The sequence below is a fragment of the Anaerotignum lactatifermentans genome (assembly GCF_016902535.1).
Classification (GTDB): domain Bacteria; phylum Bacillota; class Clostridia; order Lachnospirales; family Anaerotignaceae; genus Anaerotignum; species Anaerotignum lactatifermentans_A.
Genome location: NZ_JACSNY010000008.1, coordinates 15,248 through 41,089, shown reverse-complemented (window position 1 = coordinate 41,089; position 25,842 = coordinate 15,248). Strand labels below are relative to the sequence as shown.

The 25,842-nt window shown below is 52.8% G+C and carries 28 protein-coding genes; 5 read left to right on the top strand and 23 right to left on the bottom strand.

What is annotated here, in order from left to right; genetic code table 11:
• Positions 1–2: 2 nt before the first annotated feature.
• Positions 3–788, bottom strand: a complete 786-nt coding sequence (locus H9X84_RS07790; protein WP_243423644.1) for a peptidylprolyl isomerase — start codon at positions 786–788, stop codon at positions 3–5.
• A gap of 89 nt (positions 789–877) precedes the next feature.
• Positions 878–1,936, bottom strand: coding sequence for an undecaprenyldiphospho-muramoylpentapeptide beta-N-acetylglucosaminyltransferase (locus H9X84_RS07785; RefSeq protein WP_205133753.1), 1,059 nt, complete (start codon positions 1,934–1,936; stop codon positions 878–880).
• A 197-nt stretch (positions 1,937–2,133) separates the two neighbouring features.
• Between H9X84_RS07785 and H9X84_RS07780 the strand changes: the two genes are divergently transcribed.
• From H9X84_RS07780 to H9X84_RS07765, 4 genes are all read left to right on the top strand, one after another.
• On the top strand, positions 2,134–2,640 hold the full coding sequence (locus H9X84_RS07780; RefSeq protein WP_205133754.1) for a ferritin-like domain-containing protein: 507 nt from the start codon (positions 2,134–2,136) through the stop codon (positions 2,638–2,640).
• Between the two features lie 71 nt (positions 2,641–2,711).
• A complete protein-coding gene (locus tag H9X84_RS07775) occupies positions 2,712–3,122 on the top strand; it encodes an HIT family protein (RefSeq protein ID WP_205133755.1) in 411 nt (136 codons plus the stop codon).
• A gap of 288 nt (positions 3,123–3,410) precedes the next feature.
• Positions 3,411–3,650 (top strand): hypothetical protein, encoded by a 240-nt coding sequence (locus H9X84_RS07770; RefSeq protein WP_205133756.1) that lies wholly within the window; start codon positions 3,411–3,413, stop codon positions 3,648–3,650.
• Between the two features lie 28 nt (positions 3,651–3,678).
• Complete coding sequence (locus H9X84_RS07765) at positions 3,679–4,179, top strand: CarD family transcriptional regulator (RefSeq protein WP_205133757.1); 501 nt, start codon at positions 3,679–3,681, stop codon at positions 4,177–4,179.
• A 123-nt stretch (positions 4,180–4,302) separates the two neighbouring features.
• Here the strand turns inward: H9X84_RS07765 and H9X84_RS07760 are convergent, their stop codons facing one another.
• From H9X84_RS07760 to glgB, 19 genes are all read right to left on the bottom strand, one after another.
• A complete protein-coding gene (locus H9X84_RS07760; RefSeq protein ID WP_205133758.1) occupies positions 4,303–5,691 on the bottom strand; it encodes a glycine--tRNA ligase in 1,389 nt (462 codons plus the stop codon).
• Positions 5,692–6,059: 368 nt separating this feature from the next.
• The gene (gene recO / locus H9X84_RS07755) at positions 6,060–6,782 is read right to left on the bottom strand and encodes a DNA repair protein RecO (RefSeq protein WP_205133759.1); all 723 of its coding nucleotides are present in this window, start codon (positions 6,780–6,782) and stop codon (positions 6,060–6,062) included.
• A gap of 11 nt (positions 6,783–6,793) precedes the next feature.
• Positions 6,794–6,940 carry a hypothetical protein gene (locus H9X84_RS07750; RefSeq protein WP_205133760.1) on the bottom strand — a complete coding sequence of 49 codons (147 nt, stop codon included), beginning with the start codon at positions 6,938–6,940 and terminating at the stop codon, positions 6,794–6,796.
• A gap of 71 nt (positions 6,941–7,011) precedes the next feature.
• Positions 7,012–7,917: a GTPase Era gene (era, locus tag H9X84_RS07745; RefSeq protein WP_205133761.1), complete on the bottom strand. Its 906-nt coding sequence runs from the start codon at positions 7,915–7,917 to the stop codon at positions 7,012–7,014.
• Positions 7,918–7,938: 21 nt separating this feature from the next.
• Entirely contained in the window at positions 7,939–8,403 is a 465-nt protein-coding gene (locus tag H9X84_RS07740) for a hypothetical protein (RefSeq protein ID WP_205133762.1), read from the bottom strand.
• 13 nt (positions 8,404–8,416) lie between these two features.
• Positions 8,417–8,980, bottom strand: a complete 564-nt coding sequence (locus H9X84_RS07735; RefSeq protein ID WP_205133763.1) for a uracil-DNA glycosylase — start codon at positions 8,978–8,980, stop codon at positions 8,417–8,419.
• Between the two features lie 6 nt (positions 8,981–8,986).
• Positions 8,987–9,325, bottom strand: coding sequence for a DUF6054 family protein (locus H9X84_RS07730; protein WP_205133764.1), 339 nt, complete (start codon positions 9,323–9,325; stop codon positions 8,987–8,989).
• Positions 9,326–9,349: 24 nt separating this feature from the next.
• Positions 9,350–9,742: a cytidine deaminase gene (locus tag H9X84_RS07725; RefSeq protein ID WP_205133765.1), complete on the bottom strand. Its 393-nt coding sequence runs from the start codon at positions 9,740–9,742 to the stop codon at positions 9,350–9,352.
• A gap of 18 nt (positions 9,743–9,760) precedes the next feature.
• Positions 9,761–10,228 carry an rRNA maturation RNase YbeY gene (ybeY, locus tag H9X84_RS07720; RefSeq protein ID WP_205133766.1) on the bottom strand — a complete coding sequence of 156 codons (468 nt, stop codon included), beginning with the start codon at positions 10,226–10,228 and terminating at the stop codon, positions 9,761–9,763.
• Entirely contained in the window at positions 10,212–12,359 is a 2,148-nt protein-coding gene (locus H9X84_RS07715) for an HD family phosphohydrolase (protein WP_205133767.1), read from the bottom strand. The genes ybeY and H9X84_RS07715 overlap by 17 nt, the downstream gene beginning before the upstream one ends.
• Complete coding sequence (locus tag H9X84_RS07710; protein WP_205133768.1) at positions 12,331–13,329, bottom strand: PhoH family protein; 999 nt, start codon at positions 13,327–13,329, stop codon at positions 12,331–12,333. The genes H9X84_RS07715 and H9X84_RS07710 overlap by 29 nt, the downstream gene beginning before the upstream one ends.
• Positions 13,292–14,524 carry a sporulation protein YqfD gene (gene yqfD / locus H9X84_RS07705; protein ID WP_205133769.1) on the bottom strand — a complete coding sequence of 411 codons (1,233 nt, stop codon included), beginning with the start codon at positions 14,522–14,524 and terminating at the stop codon, positions 13,292–13,294. Before yqfD ends, H9X84_RS07710 begins: the two co-directional genes overlap by 38 nt.
• 13 nt (positions 14,525–14,537) lie before the next feature.
• Positions 14,538–14,801: a sporulation protein YqfC gene (yqfC, locus tag H9X84_RS07700; protein ID WP_205133770.1), complete on the bottom strand. Its 264-nt coding sequence runs from the start codon at positions 14,799–14,801 to the stop codon at positions 14,538–14,540.
• Positions 14,802–14,929: 128 nt separating this feature from the next.
• Positions 14,930–15,724: an ABC transporter ATP-binding protein gene (locus H9X84_RS07695; RefSeq protein ID WP_205133771.1), complete on the bottom strand. Its 795-nt coding sequence runs from the start codon at positions 15,722–15,724 to the stop codon at positions 14,930–14,932.
• Between the two features lie 3 nt (positions 15,725–15,727).
• Positions 15,728–16,624, bottom strand: coding sequence for an ABC transporter permease (locus H9X84_RS07690; protein WP_205133772.1), 897 nt, complete (start codon positions 16,622–16,624; stop codon positions 15,728–15,730).
• Positions 16,625–16,726: 102 nt separating this feature from the next.
• Positions 16,727–17,731, bottom strand: coding sequence for an ABC transporter substrate-binding protein (locus H9X84_RS07685; RefSeq protein ID WP_205133773.1), 1,005 nt, complete (start codon positions 17,729–17,731; stop codon positions 16,727–16,729).
• Positions 17,732–17,926: 195 nt separating this feature from the next.
• Complete coding sequence (locus H9X84_RS07680; RefSeq protein WP_205133774.1) at positions 17,927–18,376, bottom strand: GatB/YqeY domain-containing protein; 450 nt, start codon at positions 18,374–18,376, stop codon at positions 17,927–17,929.
• A gap of 30 nt (positions 18,377–18,406) precedes the next feature.
• Entirely contained in the window at positions 18,407–18,583 is a 177-nt protein-coding gene (rpsU, locus tag H9X84_RS07675) for a 30S ribosomal protein S21 (RefSeq protein ID WP_022255363.1), read from the bottom strand.
• A 318-nt stretch (positions 18,584–18,901) separates the two neighbouring features.
• Positions 18,902–21,136 (bottom strand): 1,4-alpha-glucan branching protein GlgB, encoded by a 2,235-nt coding sequence (gene glgB / locus H9X84_RS07670; RefSeq protein ID WP_205133775.1) that lies wholly within the window; start codon positions 21,134–21,136, stop codon positions 18,902–18,904.
• A gap of 240 nt (positions 21,137–21,376) precedes the next feature.
• Between glgB and H9X84_RS07665 the strand changes: the two genes are divergently transcribed.
• Complete coding sequence (locus H9X84_RS07665) at positions 21,377–23,002, top strand: MBL fold metallo-hydrolase RNA specificity domain-containing protein (RefSeq protein ID WP_205133776.1); 1,626 nt, start codon at positions 21,377–21,379, stop codon at positions 23,000–23,002.
• Positions 23,003–23,105: 103 nt separating this feature from the next.
• Here H9X84_RS07665 and H9X84_RS07660 read toward each other — a convergent pair whose 3' ends face one another.
• Together H9X84_RS07660 and H9X84_RS07655 are read right to left on the bottom strand one after the other, a co-directional pair.
• Positions 23,106–24,449 (bottom strand): TldD/PmbA family protein, encoded by a 1,344-nt coding sequence (locus H9X84_RS07660; protein ID WP_205133777.1) that lies wholly within the window; start codon positions 24,447–24,449, stop codon positions 23,106–23,108.
• A gap of 9 nt (positions 24,450–24,458) precedes the next feature.
• Positions 24,459–25,841, bottom strand: coding sequence for a TldD/PmbA family protein (locus H9X84_RS07655; RefSeq protein ID WP_205133778.1), 1,383 nt, complete (start codon positions 25,839–25,841; stop codon positions 24,459–24,461).
• Position 25,842: the final 1 nt, after the last annotated feature.

Here is a 25,842-nt window from a genome sequence, read left to right as displayed (position 1 = left end):
TCTTATTCCGCCGCGTAGGGCTCAAATGTGATGCTCTCGATCACAATATCCTCCACGGGCTTATCGTTCTCGTCGGTTTCCGCCGCCGCAATGGCATTGACTACGTCCATGCCTTCGATTACCTGACCAAAGATGGTATAAGGGTTGCCAAAGGCGTATTCCAGATGGATCGCGCCGCCGTGCTCTTTATAATAATCCAGCACACTGTCGGGGAACCACTGGTTCATGGTATAGAACTGATCTCCTACGGAAATGCCCAGATCCTCATTTTCGTCTCTGGCCTGTACCAACGCGTCCAGATATTCCTGATTTACCGTATCGGACTGGACAATAAAGAACTGACTGCCATTGGTATTGGCGCCTTTATTGGCCATGGCTACCGCGCCGTTATAGAAATGCAGCTTGGGGGAGATTTCATCCTCAAAGGGCTCGCCCCAGCAGCTTTCGCCGCCCAGACCGGTACCTTCCGGGTCCCCTGTCTGCACCATAAAGTCCTCAATGACACGATGGAAGATCACACCGTCATAATAGCCTTCCTTGGCCAGTGTTTTAAAGTTTTCCACTGCCTTGGGCGCTTCCTCGGGATAGAACATCATTTTGATGACGCCTTGCGTTGTAGTAATGACGGCGATTTCATCGCCTTCCGCCGGAAGCTCCGCCTGCAGGATCTCCTCTGTCTGCACCGTAGTATCGTTTTCCTGTGTGGTTTCCGCGGTTTCAGTCTTGCCGCAGCCTGCTGCGGTCACTGCCAGAATACCGGCAAGTATCAGCCCCATGTATTTCTTCATAAGTCTTTCCTCCTGACCGTTTTTAATCATACGAAAAATATTGTATGCCTTTCCCGAAAGGGTGTCAATTTCTTTTTCTTAAGCTTTTATTAAAATTTCCGGATTTGGGCCATAACCGCCTCTACACCGCTGGTCTGCCCCGCCTGTTCCATGGCCCGGATATATTTTTCCCGGTCCGCGTACAGCTGCCGCACGGATTGCTCCATGGTCTCCGGCGTCATATCCTCCTCGGGCAGCACCATGGAAAAGCCCTGCTTCTCGAAGGATCTGGCGTTGAGAATCTGATCCCCCCGGCTGGCCTTAGCGGACAGCGGGATCAGCAGATGGGGTTTTTTCAGTGCCAGAAATTCGGAAATGGAATTGCTTCCGGCTCTGGAAATCAGCACATCCGCCATGGCGAACAGGTCTGCCAGGCCATCAGAAACGTACTCAAACTGACGGTATCCCGGCCAATCCGCCTTCTCCTGATCCAGATGGCCCTTGCCGCAAAGATGCACCACCTGAAACTCCTCCAACAGATGAGGCAGGATTTCTCTGAGGCAGTCATTGAGCTTCACTGCGCCCAGAGAACCGCCCATGAGCATCAGTACCGGCTTATCCGCCGTAAATTGGCACAGCTCCAGCCCTTTTTCCCGGCTTCCCCGAAACAGCTCCGCCCGGATAGGGGTACCAGTGTGTACGCCTTTTCCCTTGCCCACATACTTCACCGTTTCCGGGAAGGTAGTGCAGACGGTTCTGGCAAAGGGCGCCGCGATCTTGTTTGCCAGCCCCGGGGTAATATCGGACTCATGAACAATAACAGGGATCTTGTTCTTTTTCGCTCCCAGCACTACCGGCACCGCCACAAAGCCACCCTTGGAAAATACCAGGTCCGGCTTCAGCTCCTTCAGCAGCTTTCCCGCTTCCTTCACGCCTTTGACCACCTTGAACATATCGCTGATGTTCTGCCTGGACAGGTATCTTCTCAGTTTGCCGGTAGGAATGCTGTAATAAGGAATCCCCTCCGCCTCAATGAGCTTTTTCTCGATGCCTGTCTCGGAACCAATGTATACGATCTCCCAGCCGTCCGCTTTCAGGGCGGGCAGCAGCGCCAGATTCGGCGTCACATGTCCCGCTGTGCCGCCGCCGGTCAAAACGATCCTTTTCATTTTATCTCCACCTCATTTTAATATGATACAAAAATTCTTATCTGCGTTCCTTATCATAACAGAAAAACGCCCTTTCTTCCATACTATTTTATGCCCTTTTGGGAAAGAATACAAACTTCGGCGCATAAGATAAAAGAAAAAAAGAAAAGACCCGTCCCAAATTCTCTTTGAGACGCTTATGGAAAGGAGAAAACGCCATGTATCCCTATCATCAAAATACACAGCCGGCCCCTCGGAACACCCTGCGGACCAGAGAAAGCACGGAGGTGACCCTCTCCGAGCTGGCGGCGGACCAAAGACTGCTGGCCCTGCTCCATCTTGCCATGGAGGAAAGCGGAGAAACGGCGGCCCGATTCCGCCGTCTGGCATCCTATGACAGATTTGCCCCCTCCAAAAATATTCTGGAGTCCATGGCTCTGGACGAGCAAAAGAACCAGAAACGGCTTCAGGAAATCTATTACACCATCACCAAAAAGCGCCCCGGAACCACATCGCCGGAAAATACACCCGCCACACTGGAGGAGGTGGACGCGGAAACCGCTCTGGAGGAAATGCTCCTTTCAGAAATGGATCAGGTCAGTTTCTACCGAAATTTCCTGCTGGCCGTCCCAGCCGGGGAACTGCGGGATCTGTTTTTTGAGATCCTGACAGACAAACAGAACCATGTCAGCGGCCTCACCTACTTATACAGCAAATATTTTTAAGGAAAACATTATGCAAAATTCTTCCTTTCGTGCTATACTGTTAGCAAATAACAAATGAAAGGATGAGTCAAATGAGCGACTGTATTTTCTGTAAAATCGTTTCCGGCGAATTTTCTTCCGCCACCATATATGAAGACGAGGAATTCAAAGTAATTCTGGACCGTTTTCCCGCCAACGAAGGCCATGCCCTGATTCTGGTAAAGGACCATGTGGCAAATATCTTTGAAATCGACCCCGACAAAGCCGGCAGACTCTTTGCATTGGCTGCAAAAATCGCAAGAGAAATGAAAGAAAGACTGGGCTTTGACCATATGAATGTCATGCAGAACAACGGCACTGTTGCTGGTCAGACCGTATTCCATTTCCATCTGCATCTGATCCCCCGTTATGAAAACGATGGCATCAACATCAGCTACAAGCCGATGGATCTGACCGATGAACAGATCGAGGACATGAGAAAGAAACTGGAAATGAGCCTGTAAACCCTTTAAACAGTATTCTCAGGTTCCCTTTGGACAGCGTTTCCTGAAAAAAAGAGCGCCGGCATCCCTTCGCGCAGGGGATGCCGGCGTTTCTGTTATATTGGAATCTTTTTTTAGTGAAAGTTTCTTTTTCATTTTTGCATAAAAATCCTCCTATCCGCTCTGCGCGTTTTCCACAAAAATCAGATTCTTTCATTTTTTCGCTTTGATTTTTCAGAAAAGAAAATGGTAAAATATATGCAGAAAGTTTGATTACCAATGTATATTTACAACAAGGAGGAATTTCTTATGAGAAGAATCAAAGCCGCCTGTCTCATCCAGACACTGCATTTTCTCGCAAAAGAGGACATGCCCAAAGCAGCCGCGGCAAAAATGGTACAGGATGAGATCGCCCATTATAAACACCAGATGGAAAGCAAGCGTATTCCTTATAACATCATTTCGGAAAGCGTTCAGCCTGACGGCTCCGTTCTGTTAGAAGTCAAAAAACAGTATCAGCTCCACAGCTGCGGTCATTATCTGGATTAAACAGGTACTGCGAAAAGGAGGGATTTTTATGTTTCAGCCCGGTGACTTGATCGTCTATGGCGCTACCGGTGTATGCCGTGTTACCGACATCACCGTACTGCCTCCGTCCAACGGTCAGTATTATGTGATGGCACCTGTTTTCGCCCCCATCGCCGAGACCATTTATGTTTCCGTCCGCAGCAAGGCGCCCATGCGTCCCCTGCTCTCTCTTCCGGAGGCCCACGCCTGTCTGGAGGATTTTGACACGCTTCCATCTGTCACAGCCGTCCATCGGGACCCCAAACAGACTGCCGCACAGTACCAGCATATCCTGGAAAGCGGAGACTGCCGAAAAGAGCTCTCCCTGCTCAAAACGCTGTATCTAAAAACGGCGGCGGAAGCCAATACCGGCCGGCGTGTTTCCCAGACGGACCAGCGGTTCATCAAGGAGGCGGAATATTTAATTCTGGGGGAATTGGCGGCGGTTCTGGGACAAAGTCCGGAAGAGATCAAGCGGACTTTGAAAAAATCCGTTTCCATCCCCGTATAAAAAACACCGGAAATATCTCATACATCTTCATAAAAAATCGCTGGCATCCTTTCCCAAAAGGTCGCCAGCGATTTTTCATTGAAATGATGTTCTGAATTTTCCGGTGTTTTCTTTGTTCAAAAATCAGAATTCCATTTTTTCTTCCAGATAGCTTACCAGCTCTGTTATCGGCATTCTTACCTGCTCCATGGAATCTCTGTCACGAACGGTCACGCAGCCGTCGTTTTCGGAATCGAAGTCGTATGTGATGCAGAAGGGAGTACCGATTTCATCCTGTCTTCTGTAACGCTTGCCGATGGAACCGGTCTCGTCGTATTCGCAGTTGAATTCCTTAGCCAGCATAGTATAAACTTCCGCCGCCTTGTCGCCCAGCTTCTTGGACAGAGGCAGGATAGCCGCTTTCACAGGCGCCAGCGCGGGATGGAAATGCAGTACGGTTCTTACATCGCCCTCGCCCACTTCTTCCTCGTCGTAAGCGTCGATAAGGAAGGCCAGTGTCATTCTGTCAGCACCCAGAGAGGGCTCGATGCAGTAAGGGATATATTTCTCGTTCTTTTCCTGATCGTAGTATGTCATATCCTGACCGCTTGTTTCCTGATGGCATCTCAAATCATAATTGGTTCTGTCCGCAATGCCCCACAGTTCGCCCCAGCCGAAGGGGAAGAGATATTCAATATCTGTTGTGCCTGCGCTGTAATGAGACAGTTCTTCTTTGGAATGGTCACGCAGTCTGATATTTTCTTCTGTCATATTCAGTTTCAAGAGCCATTCTCTGCAGTATTTTCTCCAGTAATCCAGCCATTCCAGATCTGTGCCGGGTTCGCAGAAAAATTCCAGTTCCATCTGCTCAAATTCTCTGGTACGGAAAGTGAAGTTACCGGGTGTGATCTCGTTACGGAAGGATTTCCCGATCTGACCGATACCGAAGGGCAGTTTCTTTCTGCTGGTACGCTGTACGTTCTTGAAGTTTACGAAAATACCCTGCGCTGTTTCGGGACGCAGGTAAACCACGTTTTTCGCGTCCTCTGTAACACCCTGGAAGGTCTTGAACATCAGGTTGAACTGACGGATATCCGTAAAGTTATGAGCGCCGCAGGAAGGGCAGGCTACCTGATTCTCGTCCACGAAAGCCTTCATCTGCTCGTTGCTCCAACCATCTACAACCACCTCGGGCATATTGTGCTCTTTGATAAAGTCCTCAATAAGTTTGTCGGCACGGAATCTTTCCTTACATTCCTTACAGTCCATCAAAGGATCGCTGAAACCGCCAACGTGACCGGAAGCCACCCATGTCTGGGGGTTCATCAAAATAGCGCAGTCCACACCTACGTTATAAGGGCTTTCCTGGATGAATTTCTTCCACCATGCCTTCTTTACGTTGTTTTTCAGTTCCACACCGATGGGGCCGTAATCCCATGTGTTTGCCAGACCGCCGTAAATTTCGGAGCCGGGGTATACGAAACCTCTGTTTTTGGCCAGCGCTACTACTTTTTCCATTGTCTTTTCTGTCATTGCAAAAACCTCCTTCAAAAAAGTGCATCTAAACTTTCTCGAGGAACAAAAAAAGCCTTTTCATCCCTCGCCGTAACAGCAAGGGACGAAAGGCCATACAGTCTTCCGCGGTTCCACCCTCATTGATCTGCATTGGTTTATGCAGACCCGCTCTTGTGAAAGATGCTGCTCCAAAGTGCCATTCTCCGCTTTCCTCTGCCCCCTCACACCAAACCGGCGGCTCTCTGAAAGATTCCTGCGGGTACTCCTCTTTTTCATCGCAGCGATTAAGTTGTGACTTATGTTAACACGTTCCCCCGTTGTTGTCAAGGGGATTTTTGTATTTTCCCAAAAACATTTTTCTCTCTCAGAAGAACACTTTTCCTTTCCTAATCCAGAAAATGCCTGCTTTTTAACGATACACCCACATGGACACGCAGATACTGCTCCATGATGCCATCCAGCTGGTTCAGCGCTTCTTCCGAAAGTCGGAAAGCGAAAATCTTCTGCCCCTCTTTGGACAGTACATGGAAAATAGCCTCCTGTACCGCCGGCAGCAGCATTACGCTGTTCTCGTCTTTATGCCTGCCGCAGAGAAACGCGCCCTCCCGGCTGCTGAAATACATCGGCTCCTCCTCCCGCTGGCAGACGGCGCACTCCGCCCCGGCAAACAGTCCCGACATCAGCAAATATTTAATTTCAAAAATCCGTCCCGCCAGTCTGGGCGGTATGTAGCCCTTCGCCATCCATTGGAGGGTATACAGCAGCAGCAGCAGAATATCGTCCTGCTCCATGCCCTCGGGACAGGTTTTCTCCACCAGCTCCGCCAGATATACCGCTTCGGAAAGGACCTCCACATCGGTCCGCAGGCCGTAAAAGCTTTCCAGAAGATCCGCCTGGGTCACAGAGAGGAATCCTTTTCCCTCAAAGAGGGTAAAATCACAGTAGGCAAACAGCTGTGTCCCCGCCAACAGCTTGCTTTTGGCGTTTTTGGCCCCACGAGCCGAAAGGCGCAGTTTTCCCGCGCCTTTTGCCAGCACCACCAGCTGTTTTCCGCTTTCGCCGCTGACCTGCTCCCGTATGACGATGCCTCTGATCTTTCTTACGCTCATAGCCTGTCCTTTCAGTAAAACCGTTTGTATCGGGAGCTGTCCATGATCCGCTCTCTGGGATTATGCTCCTCTTTTTTCGCGCCGCAGTAGCGCAGATAATCTCCTACCTGTCCTGTCCGGCGGAAATTCTGCCAAAGCTGATCCTGTTTTTTCTCCATTCTTGCCATCCCCTTTCTGTCCTTAGGGTATGGCACAAAGAAAAAAACCATGTAGGAAAATCCTTCCCCGCTTACAGGTTCTTTTTGTCGTAGCCGAAATTTTTCAGCAGAAAATCGCTGTCTCTCCAGTCCTTTTTCACCTTTACCCAGATCTGGAGGTAAATTCTGGAGCCTAACAAACGTTCCATATCCCGGCGGGCAAAGGAACCGATTTTTTTGAGCATAGCGCCGTTTTTGCCGATGATAATGCCTTTATGAGAATCCCGCTCGCAGTAAATGAGCGCCTGCACATCCACCATATCCTGATCTGGCCGTTTTTTCATAGACATGATCTCCACGGCGATACCGTGGGGGATCTCATCCTGCAAAAGATACAGTGCCTTTTCCCGGATGATCTCCGAAGCGATTTGTCTTTCCGGCTGGTCTGTCACCATATCCGCCGGGAAATACTGCGGCCCTTCCGGCAGGAAGCGGCGGATCACCCGCAAAAGCTCCTCCGTATTGCTGCCTGTGGCGGCGGAAATGGGCACAACCTCCTGAAAAGGATAGAGTTTTCTGTATGTGTCGATGATGCCCAGCAGTGTTTCCTTATCGGCTACAGTGTCGATCTTATTGATGACCAGTACTACCGGTGTTTTCACGTTTTCCAATTTTTCCATCACAAATCTGTCCAGTTCCCCCACAGTCTCCGTGGGTTCTACCAGAAACAGCACCAGATCCACTTCCTTGAAAGTATTTTCCGCGGAACGGACCATATATTCCCCCAGCTTATGTCTGGGTTTATGGATGCCCGGCGTATCCAGAAATACGCACTGGAGATCCTCTTTTGTCAGTATGCTTGTAATCTTGTTTCGGGTGGTTTGGGGCTTACTGGATGTAATGGCGATCTTCTCGCCGATCAAACAGTTCATGAGAGTAGACTTGCCCACATTGGGTCTGCCTACCAGAGATACAAAGCCCGAATAAAATTTCCCCATAGGTTCCTCCTGTTCCTTCTCTTACACTTCTTCCGCTTCGGCTTCCTCCGCCGCTTTCATGGCCGCCTCTCTGGCGTCCCATTCCGCCTGCATTTCCAGCATCAGCATATACTGGAGCCATCTATCGTTTTTGGTGGCGATATCCTCCTGTGTCAATCCTTTCAGCAGTGTCAGCGCCTGATAATACTTCATGCCGTCCTCTGCCGTAAAGTACTCCGATTTCATGCCCAGCACAATGGCGATACGGTTGGGCAGCATATACCGGCGGATTTCCTCCTGCACGCCTTCTGTGGATTTCCCCAGCCGTTTCATAAATTCCATGGCGTTTTTATAGTGGATGATATACTCACTTTCCCGGATCTTCACCCGCTGGCCCTGCCATTTTGTCTCGATGTATTCCACCAGCTCGTCCATGGTTTTGGCGTTGGGGGTGACCTCCACGCCGGCAAAGCGTTCCTTTAACGCCGCGATCCCTTTTGCGTCCATACTTCTGCACTCCTTACTGTTCTTTTAATTCATCGTATTTTTTCCGGATGGCCTGCATATCCTCCCAGGCCGGCCGTTTTTTTGTCTCGTCCCGCAGCAGGGCCGAAGGGTGGTAGGTAGCGGTAATATAATACCCCTTCCGTTCGATCCATTCTCCCCGCTGTTTCGTGATTTTAAAATCCGGAGAAATGATGGTGGTCGCCGCGATCCTGCCCAGGCAGACAATGATTTTGGGCCGGATCATGGCCAGCTGATACCTGAGATAATTCAGACAAGCCTCCTTTTCGTCGTCATGAGGGTCCCGGTTGCCCGGCGGCCTGCATTTGACGATATTGGCCACATAGACCTCCTCCAGAGAAAGATGCACCGCCGCCAGCATTTTATCCAGCAGCTGGCCCGCGGGCCCCACAAAGGGAATCCCCGTCAAATCCTCCTGCTGGCCCGGCCCTTCGCCGATGAACATAATATCCGCCGTCCGGCTGCCCTTGCCAATGACCACATTGGTACGCATCTCGCTGAGCCTGCACTTTTTGCAGCTGTAACAGGCGCCCTCCAGTATTTCCCAGCTTTTTTCCATAGACCATCACTCCAACATATACTGACGCAAAGCATTTTCCGCCAGTTCCGCAAAATTCTCTCCCGCGCCCCAGTCAAAACGGAAAATAGCGCCGTTTCCGCCGCCGCCCGCCGCCAGATGCACATGGGTCACACCGCCCACATTATGGGCCAGCAGGGTCAGCGTCACACGATTGCCCGCGCGGATATAATATTTCTCAAAAAGGCGCATGACCACCTCGCCATCTGCCGCCCGGACACAGTATTCGTCCAGACGCACCATGGAAACGCTTTGTTCCAGGGCACGCTCTACCGTATCCGCCGCTTCTCCCGGCGAAAGAGATACTTTGAGATCCTTTACTTCCAAGGCGATTCCCCCTTTTCCCGTTCCTTACTTGATATCCTCGCCCCGAAAGCCCATAGGCAGCAGTTCCCGCAGAGGCCTTTCCAGTTCGCCCTCATCCTTGCTCCAAAGAACCACACTGCCCTCTGGCATAAACTCATAAAGCACCTGTCGGCAAATGCCGCAGGGGGCGGCATATTCTCCGCTGCTGGCTACAATGGCGATCTTCTCAAATTCCCGGACGCCTTCGGAAACAGCTTTGGTCACTGCCGTCCGCTCGGCGCAGATAGTGGCCCCAAAGGAGGCGTTTTCCACATTACAGCCCAGAAATACCCGGCCGTCCTTCGCCAGCAGCGCCGCGCCCACCCGAAAATGGGAATAAGGAGCGTAAGCCCGCTGCATCACTTCCTTCGCCATAGCGATCAATTCTTTATTCTCCATAAAAACACTTCCTTTCCCTCAGACTCTGGGGATACCCGCCAATTCCAATATTTCCTTCTGTTTGGCGAACATTTCTTTTTCCTCCTCCGGCGTCATATGGTCATAGCCCAGAAGATGGAGCATACTGTGGGCCGTCAGGAAGGCAATCTCCCGTTTCAGGGAATGGCCGTATTCCTCCGCCTGCTCTCTGGCCCGCTCCAGGGAAATGATAATGTCTCCCAGCACCACTTCGCCTTCCTCGTTGCGCTCCATCCGCTCTCCCTCCTCGAAAGTCAGCTGAGGAAAGCTAAGCACATCCGTAGGCCGGTCGATCCCCCGGAACTGTTTGTTGATCTGATGGATCTCCGCGTTATCCACAATAGACACGCTGATCTCACATTCCTCCGGGAAGGCCTCATAGCGCAGGCTGTCGGCGGCGATCTTTTCTATGACCGCCTCCAGCTCCGCCGGAAAGCCCTCCGTCCGTATATCAATGAGTACCGTCATGTTCTGCCGTGTCCTCCTTTTCTTCCTTTTCCGGCTCTTTTTTCTGAGCCGCCTGAATGTCTTTTTTGTCCGGGTATGCCACCCGTTCGTGGTACATCCCATGGAATACCTTCAAAAATGCCAGCCGGATGGTCTCCAGCTCGTCAATGGCCAGACCGCTGTGGTTGAGCTGTCCATCATCCAGCTTGTCCTTCATGAGACCGCGGATGGCGTTTCCCGCTTCTTCCAGTGTCTTGCCGCTGCCCAGCATGGAGCGTACCGCCGCCTCTACCGTATCCGCCAACATCACCACGGCAGATTCCCTGCTGGAAGGAATGCGTCCCTGATAACGGTAATCCTCTTCCTTCACATTTTCCGCGCCATAGAGCTTCAGCGCCTTAAAATAAAAGAATTTTACCAGAGAATTCCCATGGTGTTCCTCAATGATGTCCCGCACAATGGGCGGGATCTTGTATTTTTCCGCCAGTTCCAGCCCGCCTTTGGTGTGCCCCGTAATGATTTTGGCGCTTTCTTCCGGCGCCAGCTCGTCATGGGGATTGGTCCCCGTCTGGTTTTCACCGAAATACATGGGATAGCGCAGCTTGCCCACATCATGATAGTAAGCCCCCGCCCGGGCCAGAGCCGTATTCCCGCCGATCTCATAGACTGCCGTTTCCGCCAGATTGGCCACGATCAGACTGTGGTGGTAGGTGCCCGGCGCTTCAATCAGAAGCCGCCGCAGCAATTCATTGTTGGGGTTGGTCAGCTCCATCAGCCGCAAAGGCGTGTTGGCCTCAAACATATTCTCCCAGAAGGGCAGACTGCCCACGGCAATGATAATCGACACCAGACCGATCACGGCGCCCACACCGCTGTGAAGCAGCAGCTCCACGGAATAGCCTTCCTCGAAAAACAGTCCCAGAGAGAAGGCCGTAAAGAAATTCACCGCCGCCATACCCAGCGCCGCCGGGATCAGCTGACTGCGTTTTTCCGTTTTCTGTATGAACAGCGCGGCAAAAGTCCCGCTGATGAGGGCGTACATCAAAAACTGCACGTCCCCGTTAAAAATAAAGCATCCTACAATACAGAACAAGGCATTGAACCACAGGGCCAGCCGCCGGCCTACCAAAAGGCTCACCAGCATAGCGAACAGCCCCGCCGGCACCACCGTAAACATGGTTAATGTTGCCATGACACGGATCAGCAGCACCATAATCACATACATGGTAAAAAGCATTTTGGCCTCGTTATGCTTTAAGACCACAGTCTTTCCCCGGCCCCACCGGAAGAAAAGATAAAAAGCCAGAAATACCATGCCTGTCAGAATCAGTGTTCCCAGAAGGGGCACCAGACTTCCCTGAATATCCCCGCTGCGCACCAGATTCAGCGCCACCAGCCGGTCATAGATCTCCTGGGTAATGATCTCGCCCTCATCGACGATCTTCTGGTTCTTGCGGATCTGCACATCGGCCACTTCCGCCCGTTTCTGCTCTCTGGCGATTTCCATAGCGTCCTCGTCCAGCACCACATTGGGTTCCGCAGCCGCCGCCAGCACCACAGCCGCCATGCCCTTTAATTCCTTGTTCCACCGGGACTGAACCGTCATTTCCTGTAAATTTTCCTTTGCTTCTTCCAGGGCGTCCGCCGTAATCCCCTCATCATAAGCGTGCTGTAAAAAAGCGGCACAGTCAGCGGCAAACTCCTCCCGCTGCTGGTCTGTCAGCGTTTCATAGGCGCTCAGCTGGGCCCCCGTCAGCACCACCGGCAGGTTTAAAGACGCATCACTTACGGCAGAGGCAAAGCTTTCTCCTTCCTCCAGCCCGTCCAGTACCCGATCCAGCTCCGCAAACAGGTCTTTCACCGCCGCTACACTGCTGGCCGCCACAGCGCTGTCCGTTTTATAAATAGGCCCCACACTGTCAGCCGCCGCTTCCCGCAGCCGTTCCGTCGCCGCCGTATCCACAGCGTCCTCCGGCGCCACATATCGTTTTGTGGCAACCGAGCCCACCTGCACCGTTTCCTTCTGTTCCACGGAACTGGTGGAAATGCAGACCACCGTCAGCAAAAAGGCCACAAAGAACATGATCGTTCTTTTTGCCCGTTCCCTGTACCCCGTGCTTTTATTATCTGAAGCGTTTCTCTTTCTTTCCATCCGACTCACTCCGCTTTCTGTTCTCAAACTTTTCGTATGCCAGAATGATCTTCTGCACCAGCGGATGGCGCACCACATCTTTATTGGTCAGCGTAATCAGGCCGATGCCCTCGATACCGCTGAGGATCTTTGTCGCTTCCAGAAGGCCGGAGCGTTTCCCCTCCGTCAGGTCGATCTGGGTGATGTCCCCGGTAATGACCGCCTTGGAGCCGTAGCCGATACGGGTCAGGAACATTTTCATCTGTTCCGGCGTGGTATTCTGGGCCTCGTCCAGCACGATAAAGGCATTGTCCAGCGTTCGCCCACGCATATAGGCCAAAGGCGCCACTTCAATGAGACCCTTTTCCATATTTTTCAGGAAGGTCTCCGCCCCCATGATCTCATAGAGCGCGTCATAGAGCGGCCGCAGGTACGGGTCTACCTTCTGCTGCAAATCCCCCGGCAGAAAGCCCAGCTTTTCCCCGGCCTCAATGGCGGGACGGGTCAGTATGATCCGGTTGACTTCGTTATTTTTAAAGGCCGTAATGGCCATAGCCATGGCCAGATAGGTCTTGCCGGTACCCGCCGGCCCGATGCCAAAGACGATCGTATTCTGCCGGATCAGATCCGTATATTTTTTCTGGCCCAGTGTTTTGGGCTTCAAAGGTCTGCCGTTGGCGGTGACACAGATCAGGTCATCATAGACCTTTTCCAGCTCCCGCAGGTCGCTTTCCGCCGCGGAGGAAATAAAGTATTCCAGATTCTGCTCTGTAATCTCCTCTCCCCGGCGCACCAAGGCCGCCAGGGACTGGAGTACGTTGCAGGCCGCCTGAACGTCCCGCTCCTCCCCGGTCACCTTTACATCATCGCCCCGGTTGACGATCTGCACGGCACACTCTTTCTCTATTTTTCGTATATTACTGTCAAACTGCCCAAATACAGGCAGTATGATCTCATTCTCCAGCTGTAATGTTTTCTCCACTCGACTCATTTCCGGCGTCAGCCCCTTTCTCCTTCGTTTCCGCGATTTCCTCCGTCATTTCCGCCGTCGCCACGGCTCTGACGCAGTCCGCGTAGATTTCATACTGTATATTCATATCTTCCAAAACGCCCTGTCCCCGCAGATAGTCTTCCGCTTTCTGCCGCAGGCTGGACTCCAGTTCTGTTTTCGCCTCTTCTACGGTCCGGCTTTTTTCCGTTTCCCGGTAATAGCGCAGGCGCACCTTACGCCAGCCCACAGGAAACCGGACATCTCCCAGGGACAAATACCCCTCCGAGATCACTTCTTTATGGCAGTTTTCCTCTGCCGACGGACGGATCAGATCCACCGCCGCATCCCCCAAAAGGAGTATGTGATCCACCTTTTCCTCTCCTGTATATTCCTTTTGCGTGTAGGACAGAGGAAGCTCCATGCTCCACTCCATCCATGTTCTGGCCGTTACGCTGCCGGCTGCCGCCGTCTGCGCCGCGTAGGGGGTCTCGCCCTCCGTTTCGCCTGTGATCTGGGAAGAAATCAGTACCTGACCCGCCTTCACCACATCCCCGGCCTTTACCAGAGGCACGCCCCGTTCCGCCGATATGGACAGCACCAGGCCATCCTTGGCCGCCACAATATCACTGGGGGTCTCTTTTTCCACAACCTCCGGCGCTTCAATGGTCTCTGTCAGGCGGACAGTGGCCTTCGTACCATCCATGCCCACACTGACCCAGGACAGATCATGGAATTGGGCCAGCAGGCCCTCTGTCACCGCATCCATATCCACATTATTTTTCCATGCCCCAGGGTACAATCCCATCTGGGCGCAGGCGGAACGCAGGCTTTCTTCCTCCAGCCGTTCGTTCCCCTCAATCTCCAGCGACCACACAAAACCGGACAGCACATACAGCACCAGGGCAAAACACACCGCGCCTGCCCAAAGAGCCTCCCTTTTGCGAAACCGCCGGTATCGGGCCGGCAGACCGCCACGGGCCAGCACCTCCAGCGTACACCCCGTTTTGGCGGCGCAGTACTCCGCCTCCCGCAGTCCTGCCAGAGAGGTTTTCATGGTAAAACCCGTGCCTCTGCTGTCCACATCCCAGAAATACACATTCCGGTAGGACGCCATGTTGAGAAACCGTTCCATGGAAAATCCGGACACCCTTATCATAACATATCCGCTGAAATAATACCATAATGCAGGAAACAAAAACCTCACCCCGTCAACGCAAAAATTCCAATTTTTCCAGCTGTCCGCCGATAACAATGCACTCCGCCGACAGCCGCTTCAGCCGCAGTCCCTCGCCGCTGACACAAAGGCTGCCGGCTCTGGTGGCAATGCGGATTTGCTCCTGACTGTAAGCCGTCAGTCCTTTATGATTCTCTATGGTCATTTCCTCTCTGCCCGTCAAGGAGATCAGGGGCAGATCCAGCATCACTTCCCGCGGCAGATCCAGTTTTTCCGCCGCCTGCCTGCCCAGTCCCATGTTCCAAGCCCCCTTTTTTCGTCTCTTTTATCCTATGCCTTCCGCAAAAGCTTCATTCCTCCGCCATGAGCCGGCCATAAAAAAAGCAGAGCCCTTCTTTCCAGAAGAAACTCTGCTCTGTTTTTCGTTTAGGACAACAGCGCTCTGTCATTGGCAAACTCACTGCCGCTGGCGGCGGTGAACTGACGCAGCAAATCATCTACGGTCAGCTTCTGCTTTTCCTCACCCCGGATATCCAGAATGATCTCGCCGTTGTTCATCATAATCAGACGATTGCCGTGGGCAATGGCGTCCTTCATGTTATGGGTAACCATCAGCGCCGTCAGATGGTTTTCCGCGATAATACGATCGGAAATCTCCAGTACCTTCGCCGCTGTTTTGGGGTCCAGTGCCGCCGTATGCTCATCCAGCAGCAGCACCTTGGGTTTTTTCAGCGTTGCCATCAGCAGGGTCAGCGCCTGACGCTGGCCGCCGGACAGCAGCCCCACCTTGGAGCGCAGACGGTCCTCCAGCCCCAGATCCAATGTTTTCAGCAGTTCCTTGTACTCTTCCCGTTCCTTGGCACGGATGCCCCAGCCCAAACCACGGGTCTTGCCCCGGCGGTAAGCCACCGCCAGATTTTCCTCGATTTCCATATCCGCCGCTGTCCCCATCATGGGGTCCTGGAACACACGTCCCAGATAAGCGGCCCGTTTATAATCCGGCAGTTTTGTTACATCCTGTCCGTCAATGATGACCTGTCCCTCATCCAGGGGCCATGTACCCGCGATGGCGTTCATCATGGTGGATTTCCCGGCGCCGTTGCCGCCGATGACCGTTACGAAATCGCCTTCCTCCAGCTTCAGGCTCAGGCCGTTGAGGGCGCGTTTTTCATTGATGGTGTTGGCGTTAAAGGTTTTATATACATTTTTCAGTTCCAGCATCCCTTACGCCTCCTTTCTCACACGGCGCACCGTGCGTTTTCCCTTCAGATAAGGGATCGCCAGGAACAGCGCCACGATCAATGCGCTGATGAGCTTCAGGTCGGTGGTTTCCAGACCCAGCCACAGCACCACAGCAATGACAACAAAATACAAAATCGCGCCGAATACAACGCCCAGAAGACGCAGGGCGAAGTTATTGAACAGCTTGCCGAAAAGCACGCCGCCAATGATAACCGCCGCCAGACCAATAACGATGGCGCCACGGCCCATATTTACGTCGGCGTTGCCCTGATACTGGGCATACAGACCGCCGGCCAGACCTACCAGCGCGTTGGAAAGCACCAGACCGATGACCTTCATGATATTGGTGTTGATGCCCTGGGCCCGGGACATATTGGCGTTGTTGCCCGTCGCCCGGATGGCGCGGCCTACCTCTGTGCCGAAGAACCAGTACAGTACGGCAATGGTTGCCGCCACAAAGATGGCAGATACCAAAATAGCGTGGGGAATCTGCCGCAGACTCAGCAGCAGATCATACTGATTGACATTGATAGCCGTATTAGAGGCACCCATGATCCGCATATTGACAGAGTACAGACCCAGCTGGGTCAAAATGCCGGACAGGATCGCGGGGATACCGAATACCGTATGAAACAGTCCCGTTACCAGACCTGCCAAAGCCCCCGCCAACGTAGCGCAGATCAGCGCCAGATAAGGGTTCATGCCACCCAGCATCAACACGACGGCTACGGCACCGCCGGTGCCGATACTGCCGTCTACGCTCAGATCGGCGTAGTCCAGCAGCTTATAGGTGATATATACGCCGATGGCCATAATCCCCCAGATCAATCCCTGTGCCACAGAGCCCGGCAAGGCTCTGATCAAATCCATAATTTCCACAATAAGTGCCTCCTCCCCTTTTATACGGAAAAAACAACGGCACTGGACAATGCCGCTGTCTTCTCCTGCTTATTCTTACATCATCATAACAAAATAATGAAATTATTCACCGATGGCTGTCATTCCTTCGGGAATGGTCCAGTTCAGTTCCGCAGCGATTTCTGCGTTATATTTGGGTGTAATGTTCTCGGAAACATATTCGATGGGCATAGTAGCGGGGTCAGCGCCGTTTACCAGAATCTCATATGCCATTTCGCCGGCTTTGCAGCCCAGTTCGTAGTAGCTGATGCTCAGTGTAGCCAAACCGCCTACGCCGCACATATTTTCTTCCCCGCAGATAACAGGGATGCCAGCGGGAACTGTTACGTTTTTAATGATTTCCATGTTGTTTGCCATAGTGTTGTCTGTGGGGATGTATACCGCGTCACAGTCTGTAATGGCGTTTGTGATTACCGCCTGGATTTCGTTGGAGTCAGCGGCTGTGAATTCTTCCCATTCGATGCCGGCAGCGTCCAGTTCCGCCTGTGCCAGTTCAGACTGGAACAGAGAGTTGGGTTCTGCACTGCAGTATACGATGGCTACTTTCTGTACATCAGGTACCAGTTCCTGCAGCAGAGCGATCTGCTGGTCTACGGGTGCCAGGTCGGAAGCGCCTGTTACGTTATAGCCGGGCGCGTCGTTGGATTCAATAACGCCTGCTGTCACATAGTCTGTTACGGATGTACCAACAATGGGAATATCCCCTGTTGCTGCCGCTGCCGCCTGCAATGCAGTTGTGGCATTGGCCATAATCAGATCCACGCCGTTGGAAACGAATTTTGTCGCGATAGTCGCGCAGTTTGCCTGCTCATTCTGTGCGTTCTGGTAATCAAATTCTACCTGGTCGCCCAGTTTTTCTGTCAGGGTATCCTGGAAGCCTCTGGTAGCTTCGTCCAAAGCGGCATGTTCCAGCTGCTGGATAACGCCTACTTTATAAACGGTGCCGTCGCCGCCGTCAGCGCTGTCGCCTTCTGTGCTGTCTGTGCCGCCGCCGCAGCCAGCCATCGCAAATACCATAGCCGCCATAGTCGCAGCAGCCAGAATACGCATCCATTTTTTCTTTTTCATACTCATACACTCTCCCTTGCCTTTTACTTTCACACGCACATGCGGTTATGCTGTGCTCTGTTAAAGTACATTATAGACCTGATTTTCAAAAAGTCAAGCACAAATCTGCCGCTTTTTTAAAAAATATCGTGCATGAAAAAACCCCAAAAAAACGTTAAGACCGCCAAATTGGCGGTCTTATGTTCCGATCTTATTTTATTTGCCCTGGAGCATTTTCTTTACCAGACCGCCGACAACTTTGTTGTCCGCGCGGCCCTTCACCTTGGGCGTCACAATGGCCATTACCTTGCCCATGTCCTTCATATTGGACGCGCCGGTCTGCGCGACCGCCTCGGCAACGATAGCCTCGATTTCCGTTTCGCTCAACTGCTCTGGAAGGTAACTCAATAAAATTTCGATTTCTCTGTTCAGTTTTTCGATGAGATCCTGTCTGCCGCTTTTTTCAAAATCAGGCAGAGAATCACGGCGGCTTTTCAGCTGTTTGGAGATCACGTCGATCACGCCTTCATCGTCTAACTCGATTTTTTTGTCTTTTTCGATCTGCAAAATGCCGGAACGGATCAGCTGAACGGTATCTTTCCGAACGGTGTCCTTTTCCTTCATCGCAGTCTTCAAGTCAGCAAAGAGCTGTTCTTTTAATGACATGTTCCATCATCCCTTTTTTGCCGGTCAAAATTATTTGAATTTACGTTTTCTAGCGGCTTCGGATTTCTTTTTGCGTTTTACGCTGGGTTTGTCATAATGCTCTCTTTTGCGTACTTCGCCCATGATGCCATCTCTGGCACATGTTCTTTTGAAACGACGCAGTGCGCTGTCTAAGGATTCATTTTCTTTAACTTTTACCTCTGACATGAATTTCCCTCCCTCCCAGATGCGAGATTCGTGTACGGGAAAGGCTCCAAACTGCCTTTTTTACCGTACATTTTAGAATTATACACAAAAACCTCCGTTCCGTCAACCGAAAAACTGCCCATTCCCAAGAAAAAAATTCCCGACATGGAAAATCTCTCCCCATTTCTGAGAAAAAAAGAGGCGTTTTCGTGCCTTTGTCCCATTTTCTTCCGCAAAAAAATACCTCCAAAAACGCAACCGCCGGAACCTCTGGTTCTCAGAGATTCCGGCTGGATACATTTTTACGGAAGGAGGCGCGCACCACGCCCTTCCCGTCTGTTATTTCTTCTGCTTGGGTTCCTCTTCGTTGTCAGGCTCTTTTTCAAAGACCACCATGGCCAGAGGAGGCAGTTTGATACGGATGCTGTTCTGGTACCGATTCCACGGCATTTTCTCGCTGACAACGGCCTTTTCGTTAACAACGCCGCTGCCGCCGTACTGTGTCTCGTCGCTGTTGAAGACTTCACGATAGGAACCCCGGAAGGGAACGCCTACCCGGAAATCCATATAGGTCTCCGGCGTAAAGTTGCAGACGAAATACAGTTCCTTTTTCTCACTGCGGCGGATAAAGGAAACCACGGAGGATTCCGCGTCGTCACATTCGATCCAGGTAAAGCCTCTGGGGTCATAATCCATCTGCCAGAACGCGCTTTCCGACAGATAGAAATGATTCAGCGCCTTCATATAGCCCTGCATCTGCTGGTGATCCTTATATTGCAGCAGGTGCCAGTCCAGACTTCTGGCCTCGCTCCACTCGTTGAACTGGGCAAACTCCCCGCCCATAAACAGCAGCTTCTTGCCGGGATGACCGTACATAAAGCCGTAGGCCAGACGCAGGTTGGCGTATTTCTGCCATAAGTCACCGGGCATCTTGCCGATCATGGCACTCTTTTCATGGACAACCTCGTCATGGGACAATACCAGCACGAAGTTCTCGGAATAGTTGTAGGCCATGCCGAAGGTCAGGTTGTTATGGTGATATTTTCTGTAAATAGGGTCTTTCTTGATATAGAACAGGAAGTCGTTCATCCAGCCCATGTTCCATTTCATGGTAAAGCCCAGACCATGCTCTCTGGGGCTTTTGGTCACACCCTCCCAGGAGGTGGATTCCTCGGCGATCATCATAGCGCCGGGAACACGCTTGGCAATAATGGAATTCATATGCTTGATAAATTCCACCGCCTCCAGATTTTCTCTGCCGCCGTACTCATTGGCCGCCCATTCGCCGTCATTCTTGCAGAAATCCAGATAGAGCATGGAGGCCACAGCGTCAACCCTAAGGCCATCGATATGGTACTCATCCAGCCAAAAAATAGCGTTGGCAATCAGGAAATTGCTGACTTCCTTTCTGCCGTAATTGAAGATATAGGTTCCCCACTGGAGATGCTCGCCCCTTCTGGGGTCCTGATGCTCGTACAGCGCAGTACCGTCAAAGCGGCCCAGACCAAAGTCATCCTTGGGGAAGTGGGCAGGTACCCAGTCCAGAATGACGCCGATGCCATTCTGGTGGCAGGTGTCGATAAATTCCTTGAACATGGCAGGCGTGCCGTAGCGGCTGGTGGGGGAATAATACCCCGTTACCTGATAGCCCCAGCTGCCGTCAAAGGGATGCTCCTCCACAGGAAGCAGTTCAATATGGCTGAAGCCCATTTCCTTTACATAGGGCACCAGACGTTCCGCCAGCTCCGTATAGGTCAGGAACCGGTCCCCCTCCTCGGGCACACGCATCCAGCTGCCCAGATGCACTTCGTATATATTCATGGGCGCTGTATAAACATTGGCTTTCTTTCTGGCCGTCATCCAGCGGCGGTCCTTCCATTTATACCGTCCGATAGGGAAAATAACAGAGGCCGTTTCCGGGCGCAGCTGAGAATAAAAGGCATAGGGGTCGGACTTGTCCACCTGTCTGCCCGTAGACTGCACTACATGGAATTTATACTGGTCCATGACCGCCAGCCCGGGGATAAACAGCTCCCAGATGCCGGACAGCCCCAGCCGCCGCATGGGGTGCCGTCTGGTATCCCAGCCGTTGAAATTGCCAATGACGCTGACGCTCTTGGCGTTGGGCGCCCATACGGCAAAGGAAACACCTTTGGCCCCTTCAAAGGTAATCATGTGGGCCCCCATTTTCTCATAAATGTTGTAGTGGGTACCCGCGCCGAAAAGATACCGGTCATATTCCGTAATGGTCGGGGAAAAGGCATAGGGATCGTATGTAGTCCAGCTGTGCTCCTGATAATCGGTGCAGTCCAGTTTATAGCGGAACCATTCTTCCCGGTCCGGAATCAGCACTTCAAAAAATCCGTCCTCATGGATGCGCTCCATGGGATATTTCAATCGCCGGGACGCCGCGTCCACCACGGTGATGGTTTTCGCGCCGGGAATAAACGCACGGACGGCCACCATTTTTTTGCCGTCATTTTCCAGCTCGTGCATGCCCAATACCGTATGAGGGTCCGGGTGCTCCCCGTTGATAATGCGAAAAACTTCATTTAACTGTTTGATCGTAATCATCCTCTCATCCCCCTTCTTTCTTGCGCGGAGATTATTTTCTCTATTATATACCACTTTTGTACAGATTTCCAATCAAAATCAGAAAACTTCTCCGTAAAAACGTGACAATTTTTTCCACTCTTCCATTTTGCCGCAAACTCGTTGTCAATCCTGTGGAAAAAAGCTATACTGAAAGAAAACAGGGCTTCCGCCCCCAAAGATAAACCATCGGATTTTCTCAGCACAAGGGAGGGATTTTCTATGAAACTCATGTTTTTAGGCGCTGACCACGAGGTTACCGGCAGCTGCCACTATATCGAAGCCTGCGGCAAAAGCATCCTGCTGGACTGCGGCATGGAGCAGGGACGGGATACCTATGAAAATCAGGAAATTCCCGTATCCGCCGCCGATATCGACTACATCTTTCTTTCCCACGCCCATATCGACCATTCCGGGCTGATCCCTCTGCTGTATAAAAACGGCTTTACGGGAAAAATCTACGCCACAGACGCCACCTGTGACCTGTGCCGCATCATGCTGCTGGACAGTGCCCATATCCAGGAATTTGAGGCTCAGTGGCGCAACCGGAAAGCAAAACGCGCCGGCACACCTCCCTTCGAGCCTTTATATACCACAGAAGAGGCTATGGCGGTTATGGAGCATTTCGTTCCCTGCGACTACATGGAAATGGTGGAAGTCTCCGAAGGCATCCGCCTGCGTTTTACGGATGTGGGCCATCTTCTGGGTTCTTCCAGTATGGAAATCTGGCTGACGGAAAACGATGTGACCAAAAAGCTGGTCTTTTCCGGCGACATCGGCAATACCAACCAGCCCATCATCCATGATCCCCGCTATACGCTGGAAGCGGACTATGTCATCATGGAAAGCACCTACGGCGACCGGTTCCACGGGGAACACCCGGACTATGTAAAGGAACTGGCCCGGGAAATCCAGGAAACCCTGGACGCCGGCGGCAATCTGGTGATTCCCTCCTTCGCCGTGGGCCGTACCCAGGAAATGCTTTATTTCATCCGGGAAATCAAGGAAAAGGGTCTGGTAAAAAACCACGCCAATTTCCCCGTTTATGTAGACAGCCCTCTGGCCATTGAGGCCACCAAAATATTTATGGAAAATCGTATGGACTGCTTTGACACAGAAGCCATGGCGCTGGTAAAGGCGGGCATCAACCCTCTGGAATTTCCCGGACTGCATCTGGCGGTCACCGCCGAGGATTCTACGGCCATCAACTTCGACCGGACGCCCAAGGTCATCCTTTCCGCGTCGGGCATGTGTGAGGCGGGCCGTATCCGCCATCATTTGAAACACAACCTCTGGCGGCCGGAATGTACCATCCTCTTTGTAGGCTATCAGGCCATCGGCACTCTGGGCCGGAATATTGTGGAAGGCGCCCCGGAGGTACGGCTCTTCGGCGAGACCATCGAGGTCAACGCCAGAGTCCGCCAGCTGGCCGGTGTCAGCGGCCATGCCGACAAAAAAGGCCTCTTGAACTGGATTCATCATTTTACGGAAAAACCCCAGAAGGTTTTTGTGGTCCACGGGGAAGATCAGGTCTGTGAGGACTTTCGCCGGTGTCTGGCGGAGGAATACGGCTTCAAAGCCGATGCGCCGTACAGCGGCGCCTGCTACGACCTGACCAGCGGCGCCCTCATTTCCGCCGGAGTCAAGATCCCCGTTATCCCCAAGGCATACCCCCACGCGAAAGCCGCTTCCGAAGGCGGCAAACGGGCCATGTATCTTTCCGCACAGCTGGATGAGGCAGGCAAACGCCTTCTGCGCATCATTGGCCAGAACAAAGGCGGCGCCAACCGGGATATGGAAAAGCTTCTCAAACAGATCAACGGCCTCTGCGACAAGCTGGAAAGCTGATTTTTCTCATCACAAAAGGTATTTTTCTCAGAAAACAAATCACGCTGGAATCCTTCCAAAGGATTCCAGCGTGATAATTTTTGTACAAAATGATATTTTTCTTTTATTCCCCGGCAACGGACATTTCCCTTACCCGCACAGAGGGAGCGCCTGTCCCATTTCCGGCGAAATACAGATCATTCCCCACTTCTTCCATGGTACGCAGCAGCTCGTAAAAATTCCCCGCCACAGTGATCTGCTCCACAGGACGGCCGATGTTCCCGTTCTCCACCAGAAATCCCTCCGCCGAAAGGGAGAAATCCCCAGAGACCGTATTGGCGCCGGCGTGCAGCCCGGTTATGTCCGTAATGAGCAGACCATCGCCCAAGTCCGCCAGCAGTTCCTCCCGGCTTCGTTTTCCCGGCTCCAGATAAAAATTGGTCACCGCCGTTTTCACAGGAGAGGTCAGTCCCGCCTTAAACCCGTTGCCCGTAGAGGCGACGCCGTCCTTTTCCGCCGATTTCAGATTATACAGGAATGTTTTCAAAACACCTTTTTCGATGACGGCCTTGTTCCGGCAGGGCACACCTTCGCTGTCAAAGGGGGCATACACATATCCTGTTTCCAGCAGAGGATCGTCCCGCAGGGTCACACATGCCGCCGCGATGGTCTCCCCTCTTTTTCCCGCCAGCAGAGAAAAGCCCTTCTGTACCGTTTCCCCGAAAAATACCGGTGCGAATACCCGCAGGAAGGACGCCATAACCCGGCCTTCCAGCACCACACCATAGCGGCCGCTGGCCACACCGCCGGCCCCCAGATGGGAAACGGCCATTTCCGCCGCTTTTTTCCCCGTAGCCGCCGGATCAAACTCATGCCAGTTCTGCCCTTTCCAAAAATAGGCGCCGGTCTTGACCTCGTCCCCTTCCTTGGCAATGGCGCAGACATAGGCCGTCACCATATTCCGCCGGCAGGAAACGTCCAGCCCCAGGCTGTTGCAAATGGCGGTCTCTATCCAGTCTGTCCCCAGCACACAGTAATCCATGGATACCACAGCGTCCTCCTCCTGAAGGGCCGCCGCCTCCATGCGCTTGGCCGCCTGAACCTTTTCCTCCGCCGTCAGCTGTTCCAGATGAGGATTGAGTTTTTCCCAGTGCCCCACAGGTTTCGCGGGCGCGTAGAGCTTTTCCCGCTCCTCCTTGGGCAGCAAAACGGCATTTTCTCTGGCGGATTTCACCAGATAGGCAATATCTTCCCGTTCCATCCGTTCCGTATAGGAATACCCCGTCCGGCCTTCATAGGTCCCCCGAAAAGCCACCCCCCGCAGGCCGCTGTTTTCGTAGTCGGAAACCTCGCCTTCCAGTACCATCACCTCAAAATGACGGTTCTCCCGATAATAGGCCTCGCAGTCGGAAAAGCCCTCCGCCAGCGCCAGCGCCATCAATTCCTTTTGAAATTCTCTTCGTTCCATCTCTTTTGCTTACCCCCTTCCGCCTACGGTCATTTCACTGACACGGATCATAGGCTGGCCCACATCTGTGGGAATAGAGCCGCTGATACTGCCGCACATTCCCTGGGCCCGTTTCAGGTTGTTGCCGACCATGTCGATCTTCCAGAGGGTCTCCGCGCCCTTGCCGATGAGGGTGGCCCCCCGCACCGGCTCGCAGATCTGCCCATTTCGGATCAGATAGCCCTCCAGCACCGCGAAATTAAAAGAGCCTGTGGCCGGGTCCACACTGCCGCCGCCCATCTGTTTGGCGTACAGCCCCCAGGACGTAGCCCGGATGATCTCCTCCGGCGTGCTGGCGCCCGGTGCCAGAAAAGTATTGGTCATACGGCTGGTGGGCGCGAAACGGTAATTTTCCCGTCTGGCGGAGCCCGTAGGCTCCATACCCATTTTCCTGCCGTTCATTTTATCAATCAGATATGTTTTCAGAATGCCCTTTTCAATGAGTACATTCTTTCTGGTGGGCATCCCCTCGTCATCCATATTGGCGGAACCCCATCCGTTGGGAATGGTGCCGTCGTCGATGGCCGTAACCAGAGGGGAGGCGATCTCCTGCCCCAGTTTTCCCGCAAACACAGAGGCGTTCCTTGCCACCGCCGTCGCTTCCAGCCCATGGCCGCAGGCCTCATGGAAAATCACGCCGCCAAAGCCGTTGTCAATAACTACCGGCATCCGTCCCGCCGGGCAGGCCTTTGCTGAAAGCATGGTCACTGCCGTTCTGGCCGCCTCTCTTGCGACTTCCTCCACGTCGATCCGCCGGAACAGCTCAAATCCCACGGAGCCCCCCGGCCCCTGGTGCCCGCTCTGCTTCTCTGAGGCGGAAGAAGCCACCGCCTCCACCGTGAACCGGCTGCGGACACGCTGTTCCTCCGCCCATACGCCCAGAGAATTTGCCACCAGCACATCCTTCGTCACATCCAGAAAGCCTGTCCTGGTCTGAGAGATACGGCTGTCATAGGCAAAAGCCGCCGCGGACGCCGCCGCCAGATACTGGGCCTTTTTCTTTTTTTCCACACTGTTGGGGTAAAGGGCGATGGGATTGATGCCCCGGCAATATTTTTTCTGCATCTCCGCCAGCGCATAAAGTCTGGCTCCTTTGGCTGTGGCTGCCGTTTCCTTGGCCAGCCGCACCAGATTTTCCTCCGCCGTATCGTTGGTAAAGGCATAAATGACCCGGTTGCCGAAAAACAGCCGCAGCCCCGCGCCGTAATCCAGCCCGCCTAAAGCTGTCTCCACCTGCCCGTTGACCATGCCGATCTGATTGCGCCTTGTCTCCTCCACATATAGCTCCGCGAAATCCGCGCCCGTTTCCAGGGCTGCCGTCAGTGTATTTTCCACCACAGATTTTTTCAGCATA